General features: G+C 64.2%; 13 protein-coding genes. 3 read left to right on the top strand and 10 right to left on the bottom strand.

Features of this window, described 5'->3' with window-relative positions; all coding sequences use genetic code 11:
- Window positions 1-23: 23 nt before the first annotated feature.
- Both ppsA and AC50YA_RS11695 read left to right on the top strand, forming a co-directional pair.
- Window positions 24-2,405 (top strand): phosphoenolpyruvate synthase, encoded by a 2,382-nt coding sequence (gene ppsA / locus AC50YA_RS11700; protein ID WP_494982446.1) that lies wholly within the window; start codon window positions 24-26, stop codon window positions 2,403-2,405.
- Window positions 2,405-3,430 (top strand): 6-phosphofructokinase, encoded by a 1,026-nt coding sequence (locus AC50YA_RS11695; protein ID WP_494982586.1) that lies wholly within the window; start codon window positions 2,405-2,407, stop codon window positions 3,428-3,430. Before ppsA ends, AC50YA_RS11695 begins: the two co-directional genes overlap by 1 nt.
- Before the next feature lie 31 nt (window positions 3,431-3,461).
- On the opposite strand, the gene AC50YA_RS11690 is transcribed toward AC50YA_RS11695, so the two are convergent.
- Window positions 3,462-3,884, bottom strand: coding sequence for an Hsp20/alpha crystallin family protein (locus tag AC50YA_RS11690; RefSeq protein ID WP_494982445.1), 423 nt, complete (start codon window positions 3,882-3,884; stop codon window positions 3,462-3,464).
- Window positions 3,885-4,049: 165 nt separating this feature from the next.
- Between AC50YA_RS11690 and AC50YA_RS11685 the strand changes: the two genes are divergently transcribed.
- Window positions 4,050-4,514 carry a pyridoxamine 5'-phosphate oxidase family protein gene (locus AC50YA_RS11685; RefSeq protein WP_494982444.1) on the top strand — a complete coding sequence of 155 codons (465 nt, stop codon included), beginning with the start codon at window positions 4,050-4,052 and terminating at the stop codon, window positions 4,512-4,514.
- On the opposite strand, the gene AC50YA_RS11680 is transcribed toward AC50YA_RS11685, so the two are convergent.
- From AC50YA_RS11680 to AC50YA_RS11640, 9 genes are all read right to left on the bottom strand, one after another.
- Window positions 4,511-6,976 (bottom strand): HAD-IC family P-type ATPase, encoded by a 2,466-nt coding sequence (locus AC50YA_RS11680; RefSeq protein ID WP_494982443.1) that lies wholly within the window; start codon window positions 6,974-6,976, stop codon window positions 4,511-4,513. The genes AC50YA_RS11685 and AC50YA_RS11680 overlap by 4 nt on opposite strands.
- Window positions 6,977-6,985: 9 nt before the next feature.
- Window positions 6,986-7,519 carry a flavodoxin family protein gene (locus AC50YA_RS11675; protein WP_494982442.1) on the bottom strand — a complete coding sequence of 178 codons (534 nt, stop codon included), beginning with the start codon at window positions 7,517-7,519 and terminating at the stop codon, window positions 6,986-6,988.
- A complete protein-coding gene (locus AC50YA_RS11670) occupies window positions 7,516-7,974 on the bottom strand; it encodes a flavodoxin family protein (RefSeq protein WP_494982441.1) in 459 nt (152 codons plus the stop codon). The genes AC50YA_RS11675 and AC50YA_RS11670 overlap by 4 nt, the downstream gene beginning before the upstream one ends.
- On the bottom strand, window positions 7,971-9,026 hold the full coding sequence (locus AC50YA_RS11665) for a zinc-dependent alcohol dehydrogenase family protein (protein ID WP_494982440.1): 1,056 nt from the start codon (window positions 9,024-9,026) through the stop codon (window positions 7,971-7,973). The genes AC50YA_RS11670 and AC50YA_RS11665 overlap by 4 nt, the downstream gene beginning before the upstream one ends.
- A gap of 138 nt (window positions 9,027-9,164) precedes the next feature.
- The gene (locus AC50YA_RS11660) at window positions 9,165-10,028 is read right to left on the bottom strand and encodes a universal stress protein (protein WP_494982439.1); all 864 of its coding nucleotides are present in this window, start codon (window positions 10,026-10,028) and stop codon (window positions 9,165-9,167) included.
- Window positions 10,015-10,530, bottom strand: coding sequence for a universal stress protein (locus tag AC50YA_RS11655; protein ID WP_494982438.1), 516 nt, complete (start codon window positions 10,528-10,530; stop codon window positions 10,015-10,017). Before AC50YA_RS11655 ends, AC50YA_RS11660 begins: the two co-directional genes overlap by 14 nt.
- Window positions 10,514-10,981 carry a universal stress protein gene (locus AC50YA_RS11650; RefSeq protein WP_494982437.1) on the bottom strand — a complete coding sequence of 156 codons (468 nt, stop codon included), beginning with the start codon at window positions 10,979-10,981 and terminating at the stop codon, window positions 10,514-10,516. Before AC50YA_RS11650 ends, AC50YA_RS11655 begins: the two co-directional genes overlap by 17 nt.
- 77 nt (window positions 10,982-11,058) lie before the next feature.
- Complete coding sequence (locus tag AC50YA_RS11645) at window positions 11,059-11,475, bottom strand: MDR/zinc-dependent alcohol dehydrogenase-like family protein (protein WP_494982436.1); 417 nt, start codon at window positions 11,473-11,475, stop codon at window positions 11,059-11,061.
- Complete coding sequence (locus AC50YA_RS11640) at window positions 11,438-11,848, bottom strand: alcohol dehydrogenase catalytic domain-containing protein (protein ID WP_494982585.1); 411 nt, start codon at window positions 11,846-11,848, stop codon at window positions 11,438-11,440. The genes AC50YA_RS11645 and AC50YA_RS11640 overlap by 38 nt, the downstream gene beginning before the upstream one ends.
- Window positions 11,849-11,854 lie beyond the last annotated feature (6 nt).

The following is an 11,854-nucleotide window of genomic DNA, read 5'->3' as shown; positions in this document are numbered from 1 at the left end:
GAGCCATGAATGCAAGGACGACGATGACCGACGTTCACGTGGTGTGGCTGGAAGACGTAGGGATGGGCGATGTGCCCTCCGTGGGCGGCAAGAACGCATCGCTGGGTGAGCTGACACGCTCCCTGATAAGTTCGGGCGTCCGGGTACCGGAGGGCTTTGCCACCACGGCCTCCGCCTACCGGGCGTTCGTCGCAGCCAACGGCATCGAACCGGCGATGCGTGCCTCGATCGATGAATACCGGGCGGGCCGGACAAGCCTGCGGGAAGCCGGCGAATCCATCCGGGAACTCATCCTTGAAGGGAAGTTTCCGCCGGACATCGCCGCCGACATCAGGGAACACTACAGAGCCTTGTCCCAACGGACAGGACAGGCCCGGGCCTCGGTTGCCGTGCGCAGCAGCGCCACGGCAGAGGACCTTCCGGACGCGAGTTTCGCCGGCCAGCAGGAAACCTTCCTTAACGTTGCCGGCGAGCGGGAGCTGATGGAGGCCTGCAGGCGGTGTTATGCCTCACTGTTCACCGACCGGGCCATCAGCTACCGGGAAATCAAGGGGTTCGACCATCTGGATGTGGCCTTGTCCATCGGCGTGCAGAGGATGGTGCGTTCAGACCTTGGGGCATCCGGAGTGATGTTTTCCATCGACACAGAATCAGGATTCCCGCGCAGCGTGCTGATCAGCGCCGCGTGGGGTCTGGGCGAAACGGTGGTCCAGGGCACCATCAACCCCGATAAGTACCAGGTATTCAAGCCACTGCTGTCCACCACACAATTTGCACCGATCATCGAGAAAACAATGGGCTCGAAAGAACGGAAGATGGTTTACAGCCGGGGCGGGCACGCGCGAACCAGGACAGTTGACACGACAGACCAGGAGCGGCGCTCCTTTGTACTCACCGAGTCCGAGATTTTGACCCTAGCGCGCTGGGCTGTGGCGGTGGAGGACCACTACGGGTGTCCCATGGACATGGAGTGGGCCAAAGACGGGTCCACCGGCGAACTCTTCATGGTCCAGGCACGGCCGGAGACTGTCCAGGCGCGGCGCAGCGGGTCCGTTTTCAGCGTCTACCACCTTCGCGAATCGGGCCCCATGCTTGTCTCCGGTGCGGCGATCGGTGAATCGATCGCGCACGGCTCCGCCTGTGTGGTCCGGGACGCCCGGGACATCGACAGATTCCGGGACGGCGCCATCCTGGTGACCCAAATGACCGACCCTGACTGGGTTCCCATCATGCAGCGCGCCGCCGGCATCGTTACCGACCACGGCGGCCCGACAAGCCATGCCGCGATTGTGAGCAGGGAGCTGGGCGTGCCCGCCGTGGTGGGGACAGGAAACGGCACCTCGGTCCTTGAGGAAGGAACGCCCATCACGCTTTCCTGCGCGGGCGGTGAGGACGGGGAGGTCTACGAGGGCACCCTCGCTTTCGATGTCGAAGAGGTTGACCTCGGGGCCCTGCCTGCGACCCGGACCGCCGTCATGGTCAACATCGCCAGCCCGTCAGCCGCCTTCCAGTGGTGGCGCCTGCCCGCGGCCGGCGTGGGCCTGGCACGGATGGAATTCATCATCAGCAACCTCATCCGGATCCATCCCATGGCGCTGGTCCATCCCGAACGCGTCACAGACGCCGGCGAGGCTGCACGCATCAGGGAGCTCACGTACGGCTACACCGACCTGCAGGAATACTTCGTTGACGTCCTCGCCACGGGCATCGCCAAGATCGCGGCGCCCTATCACCCGCACCCCGTGATCGTCAGGCTCAGCGACTTCAAAAGCAACGAATACGCACACCTGATCGGAGGCGGCTCCTTCGAAGTTGCCGAAGAGAATCCCATGCTGGGATTCCGCGGGGCCTCGCGTTACTACGACAAGCGTTACCGGGAAGGATTCGCCCTGGAATGCCGGGCGCTGAAACGGGTACGCGAGAAACTCGGATTCTCCAACGTCATTGTCATGGTGCCGTTCTGCCGCACCCTCCACGAGGCAGACCGGGTGATCAAGGTGATGGCAAAAAACGGCCTGGTCCGTGGTGAGGAGGGACTGCAGATCTACATGATGTGCGAGATCCCTTCGAACGTCATCCTCGCGTCGGAATTCGCCCGGCGCTTCGACGGATTCTCCATAGGGTCGAATGACCTGACACAGCTTGTCCTGGGGGTTGACCGCGATTCTGAACAGCTGGCCGGGCTTTTTGACGAGAGGGACGAAGCGGTCACGTCGATGATCGCAGAGGTTATCGGCAAGGCGCATGCAGCCGGGATCAAGATCGGTATCTGCGGCCAGGGCCCGAGCAACCACCCGGACTTCGCGGAATTCCTGGTGAAGGAGGGCATCGATTCAATTTCGCTCAACCCCGACACGTACCTCAAGACGGTTCCGGTGATCGCTGCGTCCGAGAACCAGGAATGATGACCAGGCTTGGCATCCTGACCAGCGGCGGGGACTGCCCCGGACTGAATGCCGTGATCCGCGGTGCAGTGCTGAGTGGCGTCATTTCCCACGGGTATGACTTTGTCGGTTTCCGCGACGGGTGGAGAGGGGTGCTTGAAGGGGACTTGGTTCCCTTGCCAAGGCATGCCGTGCGGGGAATTGCCCGTCTCGGCGGGACCATCCTTGGCACATCGCGGACCAATCCCCTTAAGTCAGGCGGAGTGGGGGCGGTCCGCGAAAGCCTTCGCCGTCTCGGCATCGACGGACTGCTCGCCATCGGCGGAGAGGGCACCTTGGCGGCTGCGCAGGAGCTGTCAAGCCAGGGAATTAGGGTTGTTGGAGTCCCCAAGACCATCGACAACGACCTGGACGCCACCGATTTCACCTTCGGATTCGACACCGCGGTCCAGACGGCGACAGAGGCCATCGACCGGCTTCGCACCACGGGAGAGTCGCATCACCGCTGCATGATCGCCGAAGTCATGGGCCGTAACGCCGGCTGGATAGCCCTTCATGCGGGGATGGCTTCGGGCGCCCACGCCATCCTCATTCCGGAGCACAGAGTTTCGTTGGGGCAGGTTGCCGAGTGGGTGCAGTCGGCGCGCGAACGCGGAAGGGCACCGTTGGTGGTTGTCGCCGAGGCTTTCACCCTTGAGGGCCAGGACGCGCCGTACTCGCCCAGGGGCCTGGACACCTTCGGCAGGCCTCGGCTGGGCGGCATCAGCGCACTCCTGGAGCACGAGCTGCAGGGGCAGACCGGAATCGAAACCCGGGCCACAGTTTTGGGCCATATCCAGCGCGGCGGCGCCCCCACCGCCTTTGACAGGGTGCTGGCTACCCGGCTGGGCATGGCAGCCGTTGAATCCACCGCCACCGGCCGTTGGGGTACCATGGTCTCCCTGCGCGGTACCAGCATCGTGAACGTCGGATTTGCCGCTGCGCTGGGCCGGCTCAAGACCGTTCCCGAGGACCGTTACCGGGAGGCGGCGGTCCTGTTCGGCTGATCCCGGGCCGGACCCTGCTGCTAACCGCGTTCTAACCGCGTGTTATCTCGATCTTCCTCGCCGGGGGCTGCTGTGCGGCCGTTGGCACCGGTGTCCGGACCTCCAGCACCCCATCCTTGTAGGAGGCCGTGATGTCCTCCTGTTGAACGCCGTCGGGAAGAGCGAGCCTCCGGACGAATGAACCATAGCGGAACTCCGAGCGGTAACTGTCCTTTTCCTTCTGCTCGGACTTCTCCCTGCGCTCGGCCTTGATCTCAAGGGCGCCGTCAACGATGGTGACGCTGACGTCCTTATCCGGATCGATCCCTGGCAGTTCGGCCCGGACCACAAGTGTGTTGCTTTCAACCGATTCTTCGACGCGGATCCCCGACGCCGCTGTATCACCTTCGAAAAGTCTTTCAATCATCTCGACGGGGGAGCGCCGGGTATCAAACCATTTCATCAAATCAGCCATGCCTGCCTCCTTGCTTGGATGACCGTCGGGGCATGACGTGCCCGACTCCTTAAGGGTCGGGCAAAGGGCCGGGAGGACCCAGAGGCTTTGGTCCTGACTGCCGGGAAGGTTGCGCTGATGGTGCGGTTCAATGAGAGCCGGGATTGGAGGGCTAGGATCAGTTGCATGAGCAGCTCCCCCTCAGAGTCTCACACGGAAGTTCTCGCCCCGGCTGACTGCTGGAAGTATCTCCAGTCTTCCTATATCGGGCGGCTGGCCGTGATCAACGGTGCGGTCCCCGAGATCTTTCCCCTGAACTTCATGACTGTCGGCGAAACGGTGGTTTTCCGCACGGCGCCCGGCACGAAACTTCGTGCCCTCCTCAGCGGCGCCGCCGTGGCCTTTGAGGCAGACGGACTGAATGCATACGCCACCGAAGTGTGGAGCGTTGTGGTCAAGGGAATGCCGCGGCCGTTTGACGGGGACCCGGCAAGCCTCCAGGAAGCCGGTCCTGACCGCGAACCTTGGCAGCCCGGACTCAAAGAGCATCTGGTGCAGATCACCCCTACGGAGGTCTCCGGGCGAAGGTTTGCGGTTTCGCCGCGCACGCGCTGGTGGCCGCCGCAGGATTTCTCGGCGGACTGGCTCTAGGGCCGCGTCACTGAGGGTCGCGTCACCTTCGCCGGCCGATCTACCGGGTACCGCCGTGCGTGGACCTGGGTCAGTGCCAGGACCGCAAGGATGGCGACAGCGGCGGCGGCGAAGGAGGCAGCTGAGAGTTCAGGCGGAGGCCATTCGAGCATAAAGAATTCCTGCAGGATGGGGACGGTCATCAGCAGGACCAGACCCAGGCACATGGCAGCGATGATGGCTAAGCGCAGGGTGCTGACGGGGCGGCTGACAGCCGCCAGCACGCTCAAGGCAACCAGTGACAGGGTAACCACCGAGGCCGTGCGGTTCGCTCCGGCACTGAAGCCGCCCGCAGCCACGGAATACACCTGCACAGCCAGTACCGCCGTCGCGACGATGATTCCGGCCGGGACCGCCATGGCCAGTGACCGTTTCAAAAATCCGGGCTTGTAGCGGCGGCTGTTGCTCATCAGGGCCAAAAAGAACGCGGGGATGCCGATGGTGAGACCGTCAGTGGCGGAGAGCTGCCGGGGCAGGAACGGAAAGCTCCACATCAGCGCTCCGAACACTATCGAGAGGACCACCGCGTAGGTTGTTTTGCTTAGGAACAGCACCGAGACCCGCTCAATGTTGGCGATGACCTGGCGGCCTTCGGCCACGACTGCAGGAAGCCTGTCAAAGCGCCCGTCCAAAAGCACTAATCGGGCCACGGCTTTGGTGGCGGGTGCCGCAGTGTCCATGGCGATGCCGATATCCGCCTCCTTCAAGGCCAAAGCGTCATTGACGCCGTCGCCCGTCATGGCGACGGTATGCCCCATTCTCTGCAGCGCCAGGACCATGTCCTTCTTCTGGGCGGGCGTGACGCGGCCGAACACGGAAAAGCCGTCCAGCGTTTCCTCCAGCAGATGCGGGTCTGAGGGCAGTTGCCGTGCATCGTAGCTGTCGCCGACGTCGAGCCCCACCTCACGCGCCACCGCCGTGACCGTCCGGTGGTCATCGCCGGAGAGGATTTTGACGGCAACGCCCTGCTGGCGGAAATAGGACAGGGTCTGCGCTGCATCCGGGCGGATCTTTTCCCGGAATGTCACCACTGTGGCGGCTGTAAGCCCTTTGGGCAGTTGCACATCGTCGGGATCCCCTTCGGGCACGATGTCCTGAGTGTAAGCCAGTACCAGGGTGCGCAAACCCGCCGACGCGAGGCGGCGGGCCTGGATCAGGACTTCACGGGTGGATGCGCTGTTCCCCTGCAACACCATTTCGGGTGCACCAAGCACCCACGTTCCCGCAGCAGCATGTGGCGGATCGAAACTCGCTGCGCTCCACTTCCTGGCGGAAGAGAAAGGAACGACGGCGGAAGGGCCCCGGTTGCCATCAAAGGCGAAGGTGCCCGCCAAGCTGCGGGCGGTGGCGTTGGCGTGAGGGTCGGCACCGAACCATCCCAGCGCCTCCCTCCAGCCTGGCGGAGAGGACCTGCCGTTAGCGTGCACACCGTCGAAGACCACACTGCCCTCCGTCAGGGTGCCGGTCTTATCGATGCAGAGAACGTCTACACGGGCCAGACCCTCCACAGCCGCCAGTTCCTGCACCAGCACATTTTGGCGGGCCAGCCGCACACCCCCGACGGCGAACGCAACACTGGTCATGAGCACGAGGCCCAAGGGAATCATGGCGATGGCGCCCGCCACTGCTCCGACAAGCGCCTCCACCCAGGCCCCGGTGGTGAAAGCCACATCCCAGCCGCCCTTCGCCTGCATCTGGCCGTTGGTGACGATCACGACGACGGGGAAGAGGGCCCAACTGATCCACCGAAGGACGCGGTCGATCCCGTTGCGGATCTCCGAATTGACCAGTGAAAATCGTTTGGCTTCAGCCGCGAGCCGGCTGGCGTACGAGCGGGCCCCTACGCCGACCACCCGCGCTTCGCCCTGCCCCGCCGTAATGGTGGAACCCGACCACACGGTCGAGCCCCTGCCCTTGACCACCGGTTTTGATTCACCGGTAAGGAGGGACTCGTCAATTTCCAGACCGTTTCCGCCGATGATGACGGCGTCCGCCACGACCTGGTCGCCGGCCTGCAGCACGGTGATGTCGTCCAGGACCACGTCCGCAACGGCAATTTCCTGGACCTGGCCTTCACGGAGCACCCGGGCCTGTGGGGCGTCAAGGACGGCCAGCCGGTCAAGCAGCCGTTTGGCCCTGTACTCCTGGACCACGCCGATGACGGCGTTGCTGATTGCGGCGAGGCCGAAGAGCGCGTCCCTCCACTGCCCCAGCAACAGCAGCAGCAGGAAGCAGCCGCCAACAATGCCGTTGAGCAGTGTCAGCACGTTTGCCCGGATAATCTGCCACGGGCTTCGGCTCGAATTGTCAGGTACTCCGTTGGCCAGGCCCGCCAGCGTTCGTTCCCTCACTTCCGCGGCGGAGAGGCCGGATCCTGCCGGCGCGTCAGCTCCGGACGGGCAGGGCACCGCTGCCTTGCTCATACGGAGCCCTCAATGTGCTGGAGAGAGGGCTGTGCCGAGCGTCTTTCCCCACTCCCGTGCCCGTTCGAGTTCGCCTGGCAAGAGCTGGTTGGTGTCATCGACGAGGAAGCTTGCAGGCTCGGCTAGGAGCTCAAGGCCATGTTGCTTGAGTCGCTTCGCGATGCCTTTGGACGCGTGCCCGGTCAGTAGCTTGTTGCCCTCCAGCCGGGTATCGAAGGCGGCCGCCTTCCCGGTTGCCTTGTCCAGGGAAGCGAACCATGCCCGTAAGCCCGGTCCTCCCGCCGCGGCGTCCGGGACGATTCCCTTCTCCGGGTGTTCGAGGGCGTCTTTGACTGCCAGTTCCCACATCGGCTTCCTGCTCATGCCGTGGATGTGGGTCGGTCCTCCCACGACCAAGAGATCGGTGGCGGCGGGCCTGGTCTGGCCTGCCTCTTCGACGGACATCACGCGGGGTTCGGCCACTCCTTCCAGCCCTTGCGCTATCGCGTCGGCGATCGCGTGTGTGTTGCCGTACAGGGATTCGTAAACGATGGCTGCTTTCATGGTGTTGCCTTCTGCTCGAGTGTCGAGGCCAGGCTCTTGGCCCAGCTCGCGGCTTTTTCCAGTTCTCCGCCGCGCAGGGGCCCTTCGGTGCCCCGGACGAAGAACGGGGCGGGGCGGGCGATGATGTGGGCGCCGCCTTCCGTGAGCAGTTTGGTCATCTTCTTGGCGGCGTCGCCATGGATGAAGAAGCGGACGCGGGTGTCGAATGCTGCTGCCTTGATGCCCTTGAGCTTGCCGTTGCCCACCTGCGCCAGCAGTTCTGTGATTTTGGGGGTGGGCCGCCAGCCGTTGATGGGGGAGCCGACGATGAGGAGATCGCCGCCTGACAGGTTCCCGGGGTTGAAGTCCGTCACGGAAACCGCTGCAGCGCCGATAGGTTTGAGGCCTTGTGCGATGGCCTCTGCAACGGCCTTGGTGTTCCCGTATGCGGAGTCGTAAACAACGTAGCCTTTCATGCGGTGATCACTACTTTCAGGGCGTTTGTCTGCGCGGCCCGGGCGAAGGTGTCGTAGGCGTCCATGAACTGGTCAAAGCCGAAGTGGTGCGTTGCGAACTTTTCCGCCGGGAGCTTTTTCTGGGCGACGAGTTTCAGCAGCATCGGAGTGGTGTTGGCGTTCACGAGTCCCATGCTGATGTTGATGTTCTGGATCCAGAGGCTTTCCACATGGAGTTCCACGGACTTGCCGTGTACCCCGACGTTGGCGACGTTCCCGCCCGGCCGGACGATCTCCGTGCACATGCTGAAGGTCGCGGGAATGCCCACTGCCTCGATGGCCACGTCCACGCCCTGGCCATCGGTCAGGCCCAGCACCTGTTCCTTCCAGTCGGCGTCGCCTGAAAGGACGACATCGGTGGCGCCAAACTCGCGGGACTTCTCCAGACGGTTCCCGTCAATGTCGATGGCGATGATGGTCGCCGCTCCATAGAGTCCGGCGGTGGCGATTGCTGCCAGCCCGACCGGACCAGCTCCGACCACCGCCACCGTGTCGCCGGGCTTCACCCGGCCGTACTGCACGCCGATTTCGAAACCCGTGGGGAGGATGTCCGACAGCATGACGGCCTGCTCGTCGCTCACCCCGGCGGGCAGCAGGTGCAGGGAGTTTTCGGCGTAGGGGACCCGCACGTATTCGGCCTGCGTGCCGTCGATCAGATGGCCGAAGACCCAGCCGATGCCCGGGGCACCCTCGTCACCCATGCAGTGCGAATAGAGCCCGCTTTTGCAGTTGGCGCAGTGGCCACAGGACTTGATGCAGGAGATGATTACGCGGTCGCCCGGTTTCAGGCTGGTAACGGATGAACCGACCTCGGTGATGGTGCCCACTCCTTCGTGGCCGAGGATTCTTCCTTCCGTCACGGCGGGAACGTCGCCTTTGAGGATGTGCAGATCCGTTCCGCAGATGGTGGTGGTGTCGACCTTGACAATGGCATCTGTGGGATTCCGGATGGCCGGATCGGGCACTTCTGTCCAGGACTTTTTCCCGGGGCCGCCGTAAACGATAGCTTTCATGACCGTTCCTGCCTGTTGCTGATGATGGGGTCCAGGGCGCGCGCGGAATGCTGCTCCACCTCAACGATGACGCCCGGTTGCCTTAGCGGTAAGGGACCAAGGTCCCGGAAGTTCGACGGCGGCGGCTCAGGTCATTGATTAGTCCGCGGTCCCGCCGGGCTCCAGTTGCCGGGAGATTAAAACGGGGCCCGTGGCGTGGTGAAGGACTGCATGGGCATTTGACCCGATAGTTCCTCTGAGGAGCCCCCGGCCCTTGCTGCCGACAACGATGAGGGCGGCGCCGCGGGAGGCATTGAGGAGCGCCCGCGGGACCGAAGTATCCTGGGCAACGTTCTGCCTGATAGCCACGTCCGGAGCCAGGCCGCTGGCGTCGTGAGCGGCCGTCTGGAGGAGGCGACGGGCCGCTCCTTGGCCGCCTCCGGCCTCGTTGGATGTGCCGTCATGGGGCCGGATGACGTGGATGATCGTCAGGTCCGCTCCCGTAGCGCTTGCCAGGGCACAGGCAATATTCAGGGCGCCCGCCGACCCGGAAGAGTCAATTCCCACCACGATGCGCCCTTCCGGGTTCTGATCGAACCGGATGACCGCAACGGGACAGGACGCCGTCGCCGCGAGTTCCAGGCCTACTGATCCCACCAGGAGCCCCATAAAGCCGCCGATCCCGCGGCTGCCAAGAACCAGCATCCGCGCATCTTCCGCGATCCGGCGGAGATGGTCTGCAGGGAGTCCGTACAGGAGGCTGCTCCGGATCCTGACTCGCGGCGCCGCGGACAACGCCTCAGCGTTGCCCTTTTCAAGGACGGCCTGTGCCTGATGTTGCAGGCCGCTGCCGGCTATGCCCTTGACGGGTCCGAGGTCTTTGGTCAGCAGCGGCCACAGTGAGCAATGAACCACCTGCAGTTCACAATCCAAAAGCGCTGCGTGCCGTGCAGCCCAGCACACAGCCAGAGCTGCCTCAACCGACCCGTCGTAGCCAACGACCACGCGGTCAGGGGAGGGCATGGCTGGACCCGGCCTGGCGGCCCACTTCCGCGGAAGACTGCCCGGGAACATCTGCGAGCCCTGCCGGCAGGGCCGTGCCGTGCGCGACAAGGACAGGGCATTTTGCGTGTTCAGCCACGGTTGCGCTCACCGCCCCCAGCAGCAGTCCTTCGAATCTTCCGTAGCCGCGGCTGCCCACTATGACGATTTGCGCGGTCCTGCTTTCTTCCACCAGGACCTTGGCCGCCGGCCCCTGGGACACCACCATTTCGAGCCCCGCAGGAGGAACGCCGACGAAGGCCTTGTCCACTGCCTCCGCACAGATTTTCCGGGCGTCCTCTTCGGGGTTCCAGATAACCGGTGTGAAAGTGCCGAAAGCGATCTGGAACTGCCAGGAGGACACGGCCCGGATATGGGCCTTGAGCAGCGGGGCCAGCGCTCGGGCCCAGCGTAGGGCGAGTATGGACGGAGCGCTTCCGTCCACGCCCACCACTATTGCCGGCAGGTCAGGGGTTTGTTCCATGCTCTTCCTCGGCATCCTGGCTGACTACCAGCACAGGGCAATGCGCATGGGCTGCACACGCTGCGCTCACGGAGCCCATGAGCTGGCCGAACAGGCCGCCGTGGCCGCGCCGCCCGACAACTAACAGTTGTGCGCTCCGGCTTTCTTCCACCAGAACCTTCGCCGGCGATCCCACTTTCACAGCTGTCGTGAGATGTTCCGGGCGCTCCGAGCCATAGGCCCTGTCGATGGCCTGTTCCATGAGGCGTTTGGCGATCGCCTCGAGCTCGGCCGTGCTATCGATGTACCCGGGAGGCAGGTGCGCGGGCAGGTAGAAGTCGGAGAAGCCCAGGCACGTGACGACGTGCAACGGGGCGGCCAATGCGGACGCCAGGCGCCCGGCGAGGCGCAGCGCCGCGGGGGAGTATTCGGAACCGTCGATTCCGACAAGGATGCGATCGTTATCACTCATGGCAGTACCTTCCCCCAGGATCCGGCGGTGGCGTAGGGCCGAAGGTCACCAAAGGGCACGCGGTTTCCTGGGGCGCGTCAGGCAGTCCGAAGCAAGACCGCGGCTCCCGTGAACTGGTTTCGGGACAGGTCCAGCAATGCCTGGTCTGCCTCTGTCCACGGGTAGGGGACAGTGGTGGGGTGGAGGGGCATTTGCTCTGCCAGCGCCAGGAATTCCCGCCCGTCGGCTCTGGTGTTGGCCGTAACACTGCGCAGAGGGCGCTCCTGAAAGAGGTCGTTTTGATGGTCCAGGACCGGGATGTCGCTCAAGTGGATGCCGGCGACGGCGAGGGTACCTCCGCGGTCCAGAGCGCGAAGCGCAACCGGTACCAGTCGGCCCGCAGGAGCGAAGAGGATGGCCGCGTCCAACAGCTCAGGCGGGTCGGCAGAATCGGGCCCGGCGAACTCTGCCCCCAGTTCAAGGGCCAGCCTCTGCGCCGCCGCCGACCGTCTCATGACATAGACGCTTGCACCCTCGTAGGTGGCCCTCTGCGCTGTCAGGTGGGCCGACCCGCCAAGCCATAAATGCCGAGTTTGCCTCCCTGCGGAAGGCCGAACGAAGCGCCCGGTAGCCGATGATTCCTGCGCACAGCAAGGGCGCCGCTTGCTCATCGGTAAATACTTCGGGTATCCGGTACGCGTATTCCTCGTGGACGGTCATCAGCTCCACGTAGCCGCCGTCGGTGTCCCATCCTGTAAATGTCGGTGCCAGGCAAAGGTTCTCGGACCCGCGACAGCAGAAACGGCAGGAGCCGCAGGTGCGGGCCAGCCAGGCTGCTCCCACACGCTCGCCGGGCCGGAACCTGGAGCTGCCTGCTCCCAGCCCCACCACCTC

It is taken from the genome of Pseudarthrobacter sp. RHLT3-21 (assembly GCF_059383495.1).
Note: the sequence above shows the minus strand (reverse complement) of the source record. Positions and strands in the feature narration are given on the sequence as shown.